We start from the raw sequence: 14,370 nt of genomic DNA, 5'->3' as shown, positions 1-14,370 counted from the left end.
CAGCTTATGAGCAAAGTAGAAACAATTTTAAAGAACAAGCGGAAATGGCTTTCCGAACGAGATGATCTCATCGACGAAGAAATAGAAGACGCTGAGGATTGCTTCGAAGAAGTCTCTCTCGAGTCTTTTATTGACCTGTCCGACACCCTCGACGTGTTGGCCAATTACTATGGAGCAAGAGGATGCGTCAGAGTCGCCGATGGAGAGTCCGTCGGTTGGGATGACATTGATACGGCGGTCGATTATTTCTTTTGGTCTTTAAAACTCCGCTCAGTGAGTTTTTTCAAAATCCAGTTTCTGAAATCGCTCAAAGCCGGACCAAACCTGACCAATTACACGGGAGACGCCGCCTGTGTCCTGGCTTGGTTTATCGCCACAGACCAGGCTTCCCAAGCCACAGAGGTCAGTCAACTGTTAACCCGGATGGCCGCCAACGACGCGATTGACCCAGGTTTCTGGGCGCAACGGACGTTTGAGCCATTCATGCTCTGGCTTCATGGGGTGCATACTGGAGACAGCGCCCCTAAAGAACTGGTACACAATAGCTTGAGCGTGTACCGACAGGTCATCGACGCCTGGGATAAAACAGAGGCTCTGACGAAGGCCATCACGGGCGTTTGTGACTATCACTTATCCCATATCGACCGTTCAAAACAGGTAGCCATACCGGAATTCAAGTTCGCTCCATTTGATATTGTTCCAATCGAAGTGATGGCCATTCAACAAGTTAGAAGCAAACATGATCTGGCGACGCCGGAGATCAAACATGACCTCATGGCCTTGGCGGATAAAATACCGAGGGCATTCTCCAAGCCTGTTGAGCAGGATTTCTTAACCCGGGTCAGAATGGCCTACTACGATTTCTTCGGCGCGGCATAACGCCCCAAAAACATCTCCACCGCAGCGGCGACGATCTCACGTCGCTCCGCCTGCGTGGGGTTGGGCGCGTGGCCGACGATTTGCGGCCAGAAGGCGAACGCTTTTATCTGGCTCATGAATTGGGTGGCGGCGAATTCCGGGTCGACCTTGATCAGTCTTTTATCCGCCATGGCGGCCTTTAACCAGCGTTTGGTTCCGCCCTCGTTTTCCTGCATTTTCTGCATCGCCTGCCGCGCCAGGTCGGGAGACAGCATGTATTCCGCCAACACCATGCGCGCCATGGCGATATAGCCTTCCGATCCCAGCAGCTCCAGTTCCTGTTCTGCAATGGCGGTGAGCTGTGGAGCCAGGGGGGCGTCGCTTTGGTAAGGAAACTCTGTGGCGTCCATCGCCTTGCGCCATACCTGCTCCGTGATTTCTATAAATAAGGCTTCTTTGCTGGTGAAATGATTGTACACCGTGCGTTTGGACACCTGCGCCCGCTCGGCGATGCGATCCATACTCGCGCCTTGAAAGCCGGACTCCTGAAACACACTGACTGCAGCGTCCAGAATGGCTTCCCGTTTACGCTCGCTCAGACTTTTTTTCTTTTCCATTGCCTTATCCAGGTCGTGTTGAAGTGAACAATGCGGACAAGTTTACACTCCTCAGTTTACTTTTGAAAATTTACGAGTAAACTGCTCGGTGTAGTTTACAAACGTCTACGTAGTTTACAAACATATGTGTAGTTTACAGAAATAGCTGAATGGACCGGTTGGATACACATCATGAAAAAACGCCTGTTATTCGGCTTGGTTGTTATCACATTGGGAGCTTTAGCCATGCACAACAACGATACTCTCGCCACCCTGACCGGTTTAGGCGCGCCGACACCGCCAGTTGCTTCGTCTAATTTTCATGAGGGCAAGTTCCATAATGCCGCTCCAACTCAGGCGAACGCAGGCATGAGTAAAATGCTGAAAAGTTTCCTGTTTGATAAAAGCGCCGCCGCGCGTCCGGATCAGGCGATTCCACTGCAGCCGATGCAAAAGGAACAACTGCTTGGCGATGACCGCAACGCCGTTTACCGCCTGGGACATTCCACCGTGCTCATTCGCTTTGAAGGCCATTTCTGGCTGACTGATCCGGTATTTTCAGAACGGGCTTCCCCAGTGCAGTGGGCCGGTCCCAAACGTTTTCACCCTGCTCCCATCGAGATGGAGCAACTGCCGCCGATCAAGGGCGTGCTGATTTCACACAATCATTACGATCATTTGGACGAGGGCTCCATCAAGGCGCTGCAGTCTCGCGTTGAGCATTTTTATACCCCGCTTGGCGTGGGTCGACAGTTGAGAGATTGGGGCGTCCCTGCGGAAAAAATCACCGAGCTGGACTGGTGGTCGTCAGTGCAGGTTGGGCCTGTGACGTTGGCGGCGACGCCTGCGCAGCACTTTTCCGGTCGCGGCCTGTTCGACGGCAATACGACTCTGTGGGCGTCCTGGGTGATGCTGGGAGCCAAAGAACGCCTGTTCTTCAGCGGCGACAGCGGCTATTTCCCCGGCTTCAAGGAGATTGGCGACAAGTACGGCCCCTTCGACCTGACCATGATCGAAACCGGCGCTTACAACAAGAACTGGCCTGGCGTGCATATGCAGCCGGAAGAAAGCATGCAGGCTCATCTCGACCTGCAGGGCAAGCAGTTGATGCCCATTCACAACAGCACTTTCGACTTGGCGATGCACGCCTGGTACGACCCCCTTGAACGCATTGCGGAACTAGCGCGAGAGCACCAGGTGACGTTGCGTACGCCAAAAATCGGCGCCCCTCTTGTGCTGGCGGAGCCCGCGCAGCAAACCTACTGGTGGCGGGAATTGATGCCGGAACAAACCGGGTCCGCCGAGTACGCGGACAGCGAAACGCCGGCGCAACCAGACTATCTGTAAGCGCCTGCGCGGCCGTTAGCCGTGGGAGACAGGGCCTGACATGTGCAGGCCATGTCGTTTCAGACAAATAGAAGGAAGATATTTGTCTGCCGGATTAGTAAAACAATTGATCAGGTGATTATTTGCAATCCCCACTCGCGAAAAACATGTCACGGGTTATGACCGCTATGTCTCCCTGCCGGAGTTTTTGAGGTTTGTGGCGATGCGCCTCAGATTCGAGAACGCGGCTTGACCCGGCCTCGCTGACGCCTCTGCTTCTGTCCCGAGGCGTCATGAGAAGCTCTCATTAAGTCCGCCGCGCTTTGGAGTAGTATTTCAGTCAGCGCGGCGTATCACTTTGAGTTAATCCGACATTTATCGTCACTGCCCAGCCTGTTCGTGGTCAGGCTTGGTCGCCTTGCCCTTTATTGACATTTTCGTTTTTATGGGCGTTCAGCTTGTCGGCTTCGGATCTCAGGAATTTTTTATACTTTTCTATCGAATGCTCTAACGTCTGTGAACTGCTCTTGGACGCCTGTCCGGCGTCTGTACTACGAGGGCGCGAAGACATTACGTCTTCATGCCTTGCGGCCGGACAGACTGCGCCTTGGTCAGCCCAATACGACCACACTTCCCAGTTGATCACTGTTAGATCCCTCTTGCTATGTTTTCAATACCGCCATTTGATATCGTCATGACAAGATTAGAAGGAATGCGAATACCTGGAAATACCCCAATTGGGGGCGCTTTCCGCTCAGGAGGCGGCCTTCACAAAATCACGGCATGGTGATGGTAAGCACCAGACGCACCAACTCCGACTGCGAGTGCACGCCCATCTTTTGCATGGCTCTTTTGACGTGGGTTCTGACGGTTTCGGGCGCTTTCGACAACTCTGACGCCAGCAGCTTGTTATGGGGCTTCTTGGAAAAGTGCAGCGCGGTTTCCGCCTCCGCCCGCGTCAGCCCGTAACAATCCATCAATTTCTTTAAATGAATCACACAGCGGTGACAGTCGTACACCGCTATCACCAGGCCATTCGGAGGCATCTCCCAGGGGAACAATCCTTTTAGCTGCGATGTGGGCGCCGCGGCTATTTCATAGGTGTACTGCGAATCCGGCGCGGGATAGGACAGGCTGGCGCCAAAGCGGGCGGATATATCGATGATTTTCGCCAATCCCGGCTCATAGATATGCACCTTTTTGTTTTCTATTTTCATTTGCTTCTTAACAAACAGAAAAACCAGGTCTGAATCCATATCAATGACATTCATTTTGTCATCGACGACGACATAGCCTAGCAAGCCTCCCAGACTGCCTGTGGCGTTGAGTAGAGATCGCGCAAAGTTCTTTCTGCGCTCGTTATTGAGTATTTCCTGGACCGTCAAACGAATGGAATGGGTCGAGCGGACCAGCATTTGTTTGTCGTTTTCTGAGAAATCGCCGTCCCGACACAAGTACAGGTTCGTCACATAGTTATTGCTACGGGGGAAAGCGAATGCGGCGCGCCCCTTGTAGCCGTTGGGCTCCATAAAATCAGCCTCTACTTCACGACTGGTCAGCGCCTCAGGAAGATCCTGCACAAAAATCAGATCCTGCCGACAGGTCGAGATCGTCTCGTTCGCCTTGTCGATCTGATCGTAGTAGCTTTCATAGATGTTTTGATGCTCAACCGGGACGTTGTAGATATAGTTGCTGTGCGAGTCGCCAAGGCTGTTCAGGTCCGTGATCAGAAACACCGCGCTATCGCAGCCGGTGCTTTCGGTGAGCAACCTCAGAAATGACTGGAAGAGTGAGTCTGAGTTAGGAGATTGCGCAATTAAGTTCAGTATCGTCTGATAATAACTTTCCATCGCCAACATTCCCTGGGCATTTTCCCTATATTCCCTACTCCTGCTATAACTCTGAATTAATGCATAAATACTCTGTTCAGTAAGTACTCTAACTTTAGCATGCTGATCACTATTTGACCTGATCTTAATAAAAAAACGCGTCCGCCCGCAGTCGTTATTTTGATAGTTATTAGTTATTAACCTTCAAAAGTTACCGGTAACAAATTTATTAGAATGTTACCGGTAACACGCCTAGCATGAATTGCGTTAACCCTGATGCCGCCTTCAACTAGCGGCGGCGATACTCCGTTAAAAATAAGAATTGGAGCGATCATATGAAGTTATCGACCTCTCTCGCAGCGGGCGCTTTGGCGACTGCTCTGTCCTTCGGAACCGCTGGCGCAGCGGATTTCAATTTCAAGTTTCAATCCTCCGACCCTTCCGGGGTGAAGAATTTCAAAGTGCAGCAGGAATGGGCCGAGCGCGTTGAGCGTATGAGCGGCGGCCGCCTGCACATCGAATTACTGCCAGTGGGCAGCGTGGTGAGCCACACGGAAACCTTGGACGCCATGGGCATGGGCGTGCTCGACGGACATATTTCCGTCACCGGTTACTTCTCCGGTAAAGACCCTGCATTTGGTCTGATCGGCAATACCGTGGGCGCCTGGTCGTCGCCGGATCAGTTGATCACTTATATCAACTACGGCGGCGGCTACCAGCTCATGAACGAGCTGTACAAACCCTACGGCGTCAAATTCGTCGGAGGCGGCGCCACCGGGCTGGAGGCCTTCGTCTCCAAGAAGCCATTGAACGGCGTGGCGGACCTGAAAGGGCTAAAACTGCGGGCGCCGGAAGGCCTGGTGCAGTCGGTATTCGCCGCCGCCGGAGCCGCGCCGGTCAACCTGCCCAGCTCTGAGGTATTCACCGCCCTGAGCAAAGGCGTCATCGACGCGGCGGACTACACCGTGTTCTCCACCAATCAGGAGGCGGGCATGAATGACGTGGCGCCGCACCCTGTATATCCCGGTTTCCACTCCCTGCCCTTGCTGGAAATCGCTATGGGGATGAAGCAATGGGACAAACTGCCGGCGGATATCCAGGAAATTCTCACCACCTCGGCCAGGGATTTCGCTCATGACATCAGCACTCAGCTGCGCATGGCGGATATCGAAGCGGTCAAAACCGCTCGCGCCAATCCCAAAATCACCATTCACGACTGGCCGGCGGAAGAGCGCATGAAATTCCGCGAAATCGCCCGCAGTCAGTGGGAGGAATTCGCCAAGCAATCTCCCAACGCCAAGAAGGTCTACGAGTCCGTAACTACCTATCTGAAACAACAAGGGCTGCTGTAGCTCACAGGCGTCAAATTTCCTAACTGTTGGTACGGGCGGACCCGGCTTAAATGACCGGCGTCGCCCTGATTCAGGAGCCGCTGTTATGTCCGATCTGATGCAAGAGCTGGAGGATGCGAAAACTCCCGCTCCCGCCAATCCGCTCGACCGCTGCATCAACTGGGTGGGTCGCCAACTCAGTCTGCTGTTTATTCTGGTCGTAGTAATTTCCTTCTATGAAGTGGCCATGCGTTACGTGTTCGATTCGCCCACTATCTGGGTGCACGAAACCGCCACCTTTATCGGCGCGGCGCTGTTTGTCATCGGCGGTCTTTACGCCTTCGCCAATGACCAGCATGTGCGGGTGGTGGTGATCTATGACGCCGTCGGTCCCAAAGTGCGCGCCTGGCTGAAGCTGCTGCATCATCTGCTGGGGCTAAGCTTCTGCGGCATGATGATCTACGGTTCCTGGTTCATGGCGCAAAAGGCCTGGTTCGCACCCTGGGGCGATCTGCGACTGGAATCCTCCGGCTCCGCCTGGAACCCGCATTTTCCCGCCTATCTGAAAGGCCTGATATTCGTCGCGTTTTGCGTGTTGGCGGTGCAAATGATCCTGCACCTGATTCGCGATATCAGACGCCTGTTCGCCACTCACAATTCGTCCGCCAAGGAGTCGTCCGGGGATGTTTGACTTATCTTCTATCGGCATCGCCTATGGCAGTCTGTTGATGCTGTTTATGTTGATCGTTCTGCTGCTCACCGGCATGCAACTCGCCTTCGCCACCGGGCTGGTGGCGCTGACCTTCGCCCTGGGCTGGTTCGGCCCTCAGGCGCTGCCTCTGGTCAGCAGCCGTATGTACAGCTTTGTCGGCAGTTACGTTTTTCTGGCGGTGCCCATGTTCGTGTTAATGGCCGCCCTGCTCGATCATTCGGGCATCGCCCGGGACCTGTTCGACGCCATGAATCGACTTGGCCGCAAGGTGCGCGGCGGCGTGGCGGTGCAGACTCTGCTTGTTGCGGTCATCCTCGCTTCCATGTCCGGCGTCATCGGCGGTGAAACCGTCCTGCTGGGCCTGCTGGCGCTGCCGCAAATGTTGCGTCTGCGCTATCACCGTCGTCTGGCCATCGGCGTCACCTGCGCCGGCGGCGCGTTGGGCACCATGCTGCCGCCCAGTATTGTCCTGATCATTTATGGATTGACCGCGAATGTATCCATCGGCGACCTGTTCAAAGGCGCCTTTGCGCCGGCGTTGATCCTGGCGGCGCTGTATATTGCGTATGTGCTCATCGCCGCCAGGATGCGTCCTCACTGGGCGCCATTGCCTTCGGATAACGCCGATAGCACGCCTGATCTTGAGCCGCAGGCGGGCGCGCCCAATCTGGCGAAAGCGCTGGTGTTTCCCATCCTCACGGTCGCCGTGGTGCTGGGCAGCATCTATACCGGTGTCGCGTCGATTACTGAGGCGTCCGCGCTGGGTGTCGTCGGCATCGCCATCAGCGCGTTGATTCGCGGCGAACTGAACAGAACCATGCTGAAACAAAGCTGCGTCACCACCTTACGTAGTTGCGGCATGATCATCTGGATCGGCATTGGCGCCACCGCCCTGGTGGGCGTCTACAACCTGATGGGCGGTATCGATTTTGTGCGCGAGACCATTCTGTCCTTCAGCGGCAGCGACGGCCTCACCACCATTCTGCTGATGATGGCCATCCTGCTGGTGCTCGGCATGTTCCTCGACTGGGTGGGCGTGGCTTTGCTGACCATGCCGATATTCGTGCCCATCGTGGTGGAGCTGGGCTACAACCCTGTCTGGTTCGGCGTGGTGTTCTGCATGAATATGCAGGTGTCGTTCCTGTCGCCGCCATTCGGGCCCGCCGCGTTTTACCTCAAATCCGTCGCGCCGAAAGATATTTCCCTGGGCGAGATATTTATCTCCCTGCTGCCCTTTATCGGATTGCAGTTGATCGCTCTGGCGCTGCTGATCGCGTTCCCGCAACTGGCGTTATGGTGGGCGTAATGGACAGGAAGACCCGCATAGTGGAACCCCGCACAGAAACACACGAAGCCCGCTTAAAAAAGAGAAAAAACGATTTGAAAATTATCGTGATGGGCGTCTCCGGCTGCGGCAAAAGTCGCATCGGAGCCGCCCTGGCGCAACGCCTGGATTTGCCGTTCTTCGACGCAGACGATTTTCACTGCGCCGCCAATGTGGAGAAAATGTCCCGCAGCGAGCCCCTCACTGACGCTGACCGGGCGCAATGGCTGGCGGACCTGTCAGCTCTGATCCAGCATGAGCCCAGTCTGGTGTTAGCCTGTTCCGCCTTGAAGTCGGAGTATCGCGCCCTTCTTCGCGCAGGCGCGCCCGATTTGCAGTATGTTTATTTACAAGGGGATTTTGATACGATCCTGCAACGCCTGAGCCAGCGTCGCGACCATTATTTCAAAGGGCCGGATATGCTGTTGAGTCAGTTCGCCACGCTGGAGGAGCCTGCTGACGGTGAAGCTATCGTTATCGATATCCGACAGTCTGCCGAAGAGGTGCTGACGGCTTGTTTACAGGCGCTGGACTATGTTGGCTCGTCCGCGAGCCATCCCGCTTAAGATTCAAAGGGAACGCAGTGAAAAAAAGAAGACCGACGCTACAGGACATCGCCGATCAGGTCGGCGCCACCAAAATGACGGTAAGTCGTTGCCTGCGACAGCCAGAGCTGGTTTCCGAGCCCCTGCGCCACAAAATCCAGACGGCGGTGCGGGAACTGGGTTACATCCCCAACCGTGCGCCGGATATTTTGTCCAAGTCCCGCAGCCACGCCATCGGCGTGTTGATCCCGTCCCTCACCAATCAGGTGTTTTCCGATGTGATCCGGGGCATTGAACAGGTGACGGAGAGCCGCGGTTATCACTTGATGTTCACTCACTACGGCTATAGCCCGGAACTGGAGGAGCAGAACCTCGCTAACTTGCTCGCCTATAACGTGGATGGATTGATCATGTCAGAGAGTCGCCATACTGAGCGCGCCCTGCAAATGATCAGAACCGCCGGAACGCCAACGGTGGAGATTATGGACACCCGCAGTCCTGCGCTGGATCAGGCCATTGGCTTTGATAACGTGCAGGCCGCTTACGATATGACCCGCACCCTGATTCAACGGGGTTATCGTCGCACCGCGTATCTCTCCGTGCGACTGGACACGCGCACGCTGCAGCGTCAGGAAGGCTATCAACAGGCCATGCGCGACGCAGGGCTGGAGCCGCGCACTATGCAATACGCCGCACGCTCGTCTTTTAGTGTGGGAGCGCATTTGATGACCCGCATTCTGGATGAAATGCCGGAAACCGACGCCATCTTCTGCACCAATGACGACGTCGCCATCGGCGCTTACTTCGAATGCCTGCGGCGCGGCATCAAAGTCCCCCAGGAAATGGCCATCGCCGGCTTCCATGGCCACGATGTCGGTCAGGTGATGACCCCGCAACTGGCCAGCGTGCTCACCCCTCGTCACGAAATGGGCGCCCTCGCCGCCGAAGCCCTCCTCGCCCGCCTGGACGGCCAAACAGACTTTGAACCCATGATGGATCTCGGGTATGTGATTTCTCTTGGAGGGACGATTTAGGGGCGTTAATCGCCCCTCGAAGTAACTTGAACGAAATTACAGCCGCACGTTCAGTGACTACCTCTAACCAGTATTGTTGAGTCTCTATGTTTTTATCGTATGTGGCTTTTTCGACTGGGAAGGCAGTCTAATTTAAAACGCAGGGACAAATTCCATCAGTCAATAACACGACCAAGCTGGAACCTAAATACTTCGCGTTCAGTTCTGTGTCGCCTGCTCTTCAGGATATATATTGGCTAAATCTGACGTTATGTACAGTCCACTAAGGCGAGCGTCTTCGATCGCTTTCTTTACGTAGTCCTGACAGTACAACGACTGATATCCGTTAAGTTTCGTTCTAAATACTGACCATCCTTCCAAACGAGCCTCGTGGAACGAAAGATGGCTGAAATAGCCCCAGTCGTTCTTTGTGCAGTGCTCTGTGTCAACTGCATCTACATCATCTGCAACCCGCATAGGTATGAAAATGTATCCCTCGCCTAGCTCGTAGGTAGCGGGAAGAAACTCCCCGTCTTGCCCGATCACTGGGCTAAGCACACCGTATGCTTTGGCGCTGAGGAAAAGTCTTCCTTGCATAACGGCGACATCCGGAATGTCGCAACTTTTCTGCTCTTTACCGTCTTTTGGAAAGGACATTCTAAGTGGGGTTTCAATTACCCTTTTGAAAGAGATTGGCGCCACCCGGATATCAATTCGATACTTAATGTTCTCGTGTGTTGTCTCGCCTAGAACCTCAATGATCTGCGATGAGTCAAACGCAGGGCGCAAATACTTATTCGTGTCGTGGATTAAGGTATATAACACTTTCATCGTCCTGTTCTTGGCATTATGTTTGGCGGAACATTTCCACTTTCCAACATAACGCGCACCATACGAAGGGCCTGGATGAGCTCATCTATGGAGGTGATCATATCAGCGTTTATGACTTGGTTTAACCAATCGTAGTATCTTCCGTGATGAATGCGGCAGTGGGGCACAGCATTTCGCAGGTGGTTTGGCATGTGCTGCCGATCCTCCCAATCCCGTGGTAACCAGCATCCGTTATGAGGGTCATCAATACGCATTCCTAGCCAAGCGAGCACACCTCTCACAAGAATAGCCTCTGCATGCGCTCCGGATACTATTGCGTGACAATCGCATCTCGACGATGGACGAGGCTCTCCAGCCCGCCTCATATTCTGAGCAAGCCTACGCGGCTTATGCGCCTCTGTCTCCAATTGGTTGATAGACATGCCTCGTGCTTCGATACGGAATTTATCCAAGCGGTCATACAGCGGTCCCAACGTCTTTAAACGCTGGAAATCCGCTGTCGAAGGCTTGTCTTTGATAGCAAAGTCAATAAGGAGACGCTCGACGCGAGTCTGGTAGGGAGTAATGAAGGGAATCATGCACTTCGTCCATGTGTAATTGATTGAACTAACTAAAGATTATGTATGGCTGGCTAAGATCGTAAATAGGTCATCGGGATTAATAAAACACTCAACCAGCCTGATGAGAGGAACGTCTGCTCCTTAAAAAGTTAAAGACATATCGTCATACCCCTCCATTAACAATCCATTAGGTCTCATCCCTCGTATGAAAATCATCCTAAAATAGGCAAACTACTCCACTCTCACGGATACGTCTGGTTGGCGCCATGGTTGTGTTGACGATGGTCCCCAGGCAGGAACATTTCATACTTCGCGTTTGCAGCACCCTGTAGCTCTGGACCATGGCTGGGTTTGTCTCGGCTGCAGCTTGTGCGACTGACGAACACATTCGGGTGCAGCTGGTCAGTGTGTTTGATGGTTATGCGCCGAGTCGGATCAATTGGGTCGGAGTGATTCTTGAACCGGATAGGCGCAATGCGCGCCACATCCTTTTCTCTTACAGAAAGCAATACATGACATAAGCATCGACAAGCCCAAGTCGCTTGTGCTTGAACGCTTTTGGCAAAGTGCCTGCAATGAAAAACCCTAACGACTTATACAGCTCAACCGCGGCGACATTGGTGCTGACCACATAGTTAAACTGCATGGCGGAAAAGCCTTCTGAACGCGCCCTTTCAAGACTATGGCGAACCAACGCCCGCCCGACTCCCTTTCCTTGAGCATCTGGGCGCACAAGATAAGTAGCGCTTGAAATATGAGCACCCAGGTCAGGATAGTTCGCTCCCATACTATACATACCGATAACGCCTAACTCATTTGTTGCGACATATGCCGGTTTTGAAGCAAACCAGTTCTGATGAAATGCTTCCCGGTCAAAGCTTTCGCCAAATGGAAGCGCATCACCGGTTTCGATGACAGACTGGAAGATATTCCACATATCGTCGAAATCATCCATTGAAGCGAGTCGCATATTTATCATTGATAGTCCTTTATAATCTGAAGCTCATCCAAAAAATTCCAATAAAACAAGCTACTTATAGAAATAGACCAAGGAGCCTGCCTGCCCTGAATCAGGCGTGAATGGCTTCTTCATTCCATTCAAACACTGCATTTCCCACAACAGCTTTGGCTTTATGAATATCCGTGATGTGGCGCACGCCATCATGTTCTTCTGACTCTACATCAGCAATGAGTGTCACTGTCTTGTCAAAAAAGTCTCTACGTTTAAGGAATTTTTCCAGAAAACGACGAGGGTTTTCATCAAAGCTCACTTTACCCCCATCTACTGCACGAAAGCACAGATCTTCCCCATCCAAACTTATGTCACCGCAAATCACACTATCACTTTCAAAGTCATTTAAAACTGATTTAAGCGAGCGAATATTATCTGGTGAATATATAAAAACAGCGACTCCAGCTCTCACATAAAACTTAATGTAACTAACTTCATCTATATATAATCCGTCTCTGTCCTCTGCAACCTTACCGTACAGCTCAACATTATAGTTCAGGAGAGACCTTCCTCCGACCGAAACAGACAAGAAATCAAAAAAAGAATCTTCGAAACTCTCCACATTAAGTTTTACAGTGTTATCTAGACTAAATGGCGGCCCTGAAAAACACCCTTTGACGGTTTGAAACGTGTCAATGTAACGGAGTTTATTAGTTTTAATTTCTGAAGCTAATACTGACATTCTACTTTATCCGACGATATCGTCATAACCATGCTCATCACCTCCTACAAAAGCCATAAAGCCATCGTATGGCTCGACTTCAAACTCTTCACCCACTTCCATCTGTCCATTTTTGGATTGACCAGTTCACAGAGTTCAAATAAAAGGTGTATTCGTCTTATTTTTCATTAATGCATATGGTTAGAGAATTATTGCTATCCGCATCTTTAATGATCGTTATCCAACCTGCCTTCTCCCACTCGTGAATCAATTTTTGATACAAGGGAGCCAAGCTTGAATGATCGACTTTTTTAAGCTCTGCCCCACTGACTTTAATAAAGCTCTCAACTTTAACACTACCCTCTTTAACACTCAAAAATGGTTCAGCTGGGGCAAGGATGTAATTCTCAATCACGTCTCTGGAGAAAATATCAAAAATATTGTATTCCGAGACATCAAACTGACTCAATTCAACTACTACCGCATCAGCCAAAATCCATTCAGGCTGATAATACTCGACGCAAAACTTTTCTTTATCCTTCAGTTTGATAACAACTTCATCAATGTTAGCCATGCTAACAACTCCAAAATTTAGTCGAGAATTTCTCTGCAATCACTTCAAAATTTTCAACACCCTCATTTGAGACGATCATCCACACTCCAGTCTTGTGGAATTTCTCTATATCTCTATTTATTTCATCCCTTAACCAAGAGGGAACACGATCATAGTCTTCTTGACATCCTTCAAGCGCCAGCCGCCTGATAACAGAGGCGTTCAGTATATAAATGGTTAATATCCCTTGATTGTACAAGTCAATATCATGAGAAAAAGATAGAGCCATATCAACCACTCCCGCCAACTAAAAGCCTATAACTGAAACTCCACGCTTTCACCTTCGTCATTAAAGATTTGGGCATAAACTATATTACCGAAGACTCCTCCATAGTCCTCGTCATAACTAAAACTTCCTTCCAGGACGGCTTTATTTATATATGAATAGCAGTTCCCACAGAGAGGAAAAACTGTATTTTCTAGTTTCCGGATGAAATTATCGTCGGAGATTTTAATGAAACTTTGTTTGACTGCTGAGATATGTTTTTCAAATTCCGCATCAATTGTAGATTCCAGATACTCAATCACATCATCGCCGCCCTCAATCAAAAAGGGCCGAAGAGTCCTGGAGCCCAGAACCGCCAACACGCCCTGAATCCTCGTCTTATCTTTCGTCTGAACACTCATTCACGTCTCCCCCTTATTCACCACAGCATTCGGCCAGCCATCAACGCAGAGGCTACAAGCCTTGCTCTTTAAAGCTATTCATATCTGCTGCGTGGGCCTTAAACCAGTCGCCTACGGAGTCAAAAACTTTTTTGAAGGTATCCAATGGGTAATTGTAATAGTACACAGGAGAGTCAGCCTCGTTATTGGCGATAATGAAATTAAACTCATCCCCATACCGTTCCATTATGAAAAATATATTTTCAGGAAAGGGATCAGCCAGTTCATCTTCTTCAATAAGCAATCTCTGACGATCTTTTATCAGGAGTTCAGTCATGCCTTTGACATGCTCATACTGATAATTGAACTCATTATCGTCAAGCGCTTCACAGGAGCGCCCATACCGTCCCAGAAATTCTTTGTAGGACTGAGGCAAGGTTATGCTGTACTTGTGTTCAATCGCGGCGATTTCAGAGCCAGAACAACCAATATTTGTTCCAGAAATAATACCGTCAGCAAGCAGTTCCTGGTAAGCATCTTCAAAAAATGACAA

The 14,370-nt window shown here is 51.4% G+C and carries 18 protein-coding genes; 7 read left to right on the top strand and 11 right to left on the bottom strand.

All coding sequences use genetic code 11. The annotated features are described in order from the left end of the window. Positions 1–6 precede the first annotated feature (6 nt). Positions 7–879: a hypothetical protein gene (locus EUZ85_RS17105; RefSeq protein WP_127970430.1), complete on the top strand. Its 873-nt coding sequence runs from the start codon at positions 7–9 to the stop codon at positions 877–879. Here the strand turns inward: EUZ85_RS17105 and EUZ85_RS17100 are convergent. After that, on the bottom strand, positions 855–1,475 hold the full coding sequence (locus tag EUZ85_RS17100) for a TetR/AcrR family transcriptional regulator (RefSeq protein WP_127970429.1): 621 nt from the start codon (positions 1,473–1,475) through the stop codon (positions 855–857). The genes EUZ85_RS17105 and EUZ85_RS17100 overlap by 25 nt on opposite strands. A 171-nt stretch (positions 1,476–1,646) precedes the next feature. Here EUZ85_RS17100 and EUZ85_RS17095 point away from each other — a divergent pair, with 171 nt between their 5' ends. Beyond that, a complete protein-coding gene (locus EUZ85_RS17095; protein WP_168199903.1) occupies positions 1,647–2,801 on the top strand; it encodes an MBL fold metallo-hydrolase in 1,155 nt (384 codons plus the stop codon). A gap of 755 nt (positions 2,802–3,556) precedes the next feature. Here the strand turns inward: EUZ85_RS17095 and EUZ85_RS17090 are convergent. Beyond that, positions 3,557–4,630 (bottom strand): helix-turn-helix transcriptional regulator, encoded by a 1,074-nt coding sequence (locus tag EUZ85_RS17090; protein ID WP_164887275.1) that lies wholly within the window; start codon positions 4,628–4,630, stop codon positions 3,557–3,559. A gap of 314 nt (positions 4,631–4,944) precedes the next feature. On the opposite strand from EUZ85_RS17090, the gene EUZ85_RS17085 reads away from it, so the two are divergent. The 5 genes from EUZ85_RS17085 (at position 4,945) to gntR (ending at position 9,555) form a co-directional block, all read left to right on the top strand. Beyond that, positions 4,945–5,961, top strand: a complete 1,017-nt coding sequence (locus EUZ85_RS17085) for a TRAP transporter substrate-binding protein (RefSeq protein WP_127970427.1) — start codon at positions 4,945–4,947, stop codon at positions 5,959–5,961. 85 nt (positions 5,962–6,046) lie between these two features. After that, complete coding sequence (locus EUZ85_RS17080) at positions 6,047–6,631, top strand: TRAP transporter small permease subunit (RefSeq protein WP_127970426.1); 585 nt, start codon at positions 6,047–6,049, stop codon at positions 6,629–6,631. Further along, positions 6,624–7,958, top strand: coding sequence for a TRAP transporter large permease subunit (locus EUZ85_RS17075; RefSeq protein WP_127970425.1), 1,335 nt, complete (start codon positions 6,624–6,626; stop codon positions 7,956–7,958). The genes EUZ85_RS17080 and EUZ85_RS17075 overlap by 8 nt, the downstream gene beginning before the upstream one ends. Positions 7,959–8,032: 74 nt before the next feature. Beyond that, positions 8,033–8,542, top strand: coding sequence for a gluconokinase (locus EUZ85_RS17070; protein WP_370454951.1), 510 nt, complete (start codon positions 8,033–8,035; stop codon positions 8,540–8,542). A 17-nt stretch (positions 8,543–8,559) separates the two neighbouring features. Continuing rightward, the gene (gene gntR, locus EUZ85_RS17065) at positions 8,560–9,555 is read left to right on the top strand and encodes a gluconate operon transcriptional repressor GntR (protein WP_127970424.1); all 996 of its coding nucleotides are present in this window, start codon (positions 8,560–8,562) and stop codon (positions 9,553–9,555) included. Positions 9,556–9,753: 198 nt separating this feature from the next. Here gntR and EUZ85_RS17060 read toward each other — a convergent pair whose 3' ends face one another. The 9 genes from EUZ85_RS17060 to EUZ85_RS17020 form a co-directional block, all read right to left on the bottom strand. Then, a complete protein-coding gene (locus tag EUZ85_RS17060) occupies positions 9,754–10,365 on the bottom strand; it encodes a hypothetical protein (protein WP_127970423.1) in 612 nt (203 codons plus the stop codon). Then, a complete protein-coding gene (locus tag EUZ85_RS32020) occupies positions 10,362–10,730 on the bottom strand; it encodes an AHH domain-containing protein (RefSeq protein ID WP_370454964.1) in 369 nt (122 codons plus the stop codon). Before EUZ85_RS32020 ends, EUZ85_RS17060 begins: the two co-directional genes overlap by 4 nt. A gap of 437 nt (positions 10,731–11,167) precedes the next feature. Further along, positions 11,168–11,410, bottom strand: a complete 243-nt coding sequence (locus EUZ85_RS17050) for a hypothetical protein (protein WP_129498747.1) — start codon at positions 11,408–11,410, stop codon at positions 11,168–11,170. Positions 11,411–11,421: 11 nt separating this feature from the next. After that, a complete protein-coding gene (locus EUZ85_RS17045) occupies positions 11,422–11,880 on the bottom strand; it encodes a GNAT family N-acetyltransferase (protein WP_206618084.1) in 459 nt (152 codons plus the stop codon). 115 nt (positions 11,881–11,995) lie between these two features. Then, entirely contained in the window at positions 11,996–12,619 is a 624-nt protein-coding gene (locus tag EUZ85_RS17040) for a hypothetical protein (protein WP_127970421.1), read from the bottom strand. 157 nt (positions 12,620–12,776) lie between these two features. Then, on the bottom strand, positions 12,777–13,172 hold the full coding sequence (locus EUZ85_RS17035) for a hypothetical protein (protein WP_127970420.1): 396 nt from the start codon (positions 13,170–13,172) through the stop codon (positions 12,777–12,779). A gap of 1 nt (position 13,173) precedes the next feature. Next, on the bottom strand, positions 13,174–13,440 hold the full coding sequence (locus tag EUZ85_RS17030; protein ID WP_127970419.1) for a hypothetical protein: 267 nt from the start codon (positions 13,438–13,440) through the stop codon (positions 13,174–13,176). Between the two features lie 26 nt (positions 13,441–13,466). After that, positions 13,467–13,838: a hypothetical protein gene (locus EUZ85_RS17025; protein ID WP_127970418.1), complete on the bottom strand. Its 372-nt coding sequence runs from the start codon at positions 13,836–13,838 to the stop codon at positions 13,467–13,469. 52 nt (positions 13,839–13,890) lie between these two features. Then, entirely contained in the window at positions 13,891–14,370 is a 480-nt protein-coding gene (locus tag EUZ85_RS17020; RefSeq protein ID WP_127970417.1) for an SMI1/KNR4 family protein, read from the bottom strand.

Source organism: Hahella sp. KA22 (genome assembly GCF_004135205.1).
In the GTDB taxonomy this organism is placed as follows: Bacteria; Pseudomonadota; Gammaproteobacteria; order Pseudomonadales; family Oleiphilaceae; genus Hahella.
This window is presented reverse-complemented; position numbering and strand designations above follow the sequence as displayed.

Excerpts from the sequence above, each read along its gene's own strand:
- EUZ85_RS17080 (WP_127970426.1), top strand. The coding sequence starts at position 6,047 with ATGTCCGATCTGATGCAAGAGCTGGAGGATGCGAAAACTCCCGCTCCC.
- EUZ85_RS17090 (WP_164887275.1), bottom strand. The coding sequence starts at position 4,630 with ATGGAAAGTTATTATCAGACGATACTGAACTTAATTGCGCAATCTCCT.
- EUZ85_RS17095 (WP_168199903.1), top strand. The coding sequence starts at position 1,647 with ATGAAAAAACGCCTGTTATTCGGCTTGGTTGTTATCACATTGGGAGCT.
- EUZ85_RS17085 (WP_127970427.1), top strand. The coding sequence starts at position 4,945 with ATGAAGTTATCGACCTCTCTCGCAGCGGGCGCTTTGGCGACTGCTCTG.
- EUZ85_RS17100 (WP_127970429.1), bottom strand. The coding sequence starts at position 1,475 with ATGGAAAAGAAAAAAAGTCTGAGCGAGCGTAAACGGGAAGCCATTCTG.
- EUZ85_RS17105 (WP_127970430.1), top strand. The coding sequence starts at position 7 with ATGAGCAAAGTAGAAACAATTTTAAAGAACAAGCGGAAATGGCTTTCC.
- EUZ85_RS17045 (WP_206618084.1), bottom strand. The coding sequence starts at position 11,880 with ATGGATGATTTCGACGATATGTGGAATATCTTCCAGTCTGTCATCGAA.
- EUZ85_RS17060 (WP_127970423.1), bottom strand. The coding sequence starts at position 10,365 with ATGAAAGTGTTATATACCTTAATCCACGACACGAATAAGTATTTGCGC.
- EUZ85_RS17075 (WP_127970425.1), top strand. The coding sequence starts at position 6,624 with ATGTTTGACTTATCTTCTATCGGCATCGCCTATGGCAGTCTGTTGATG.
- EUZ85_RS32020 (WP_370454964.1), bottom strand. The coding sequence starts at position 10,730 with ATGAGGCGGGCTGGAGAGCCTCGTCCATCGTCGAGATGCGATTGTCAC.
- EUZ85_RS17025 (WP_127970418.1), bottom strand. The coding sequence starts at position 13,838 with ATGAGTGTTCAGACGAAAGATAAGACGAGGATTCAGGGCGTGTTGGCG.
- EUZ85_RS17035 (WP_127970420.1), bottom strand. The coding sequence starts at position 13,172 with ATGGCTAACATTGATGAAGTTGTTATCAAACTGAAGGATAAAGAAAAG.
- EUZ85_RS17040 (WP_127970421.1), bottom strand. The coding sequence starts at position 12,619 with ATGTCAGTATTAGCTTCAGAAATTAAAACTAATAAACTCCGTTACATT.
- EUZ85_RS17030 (WP_127970419.1), bottom strand. The coding sequence starts at position 13,440 with ATGGCTCTATCTTTTTCTCATGATATTGACTTGTACAATCAAGGGATA.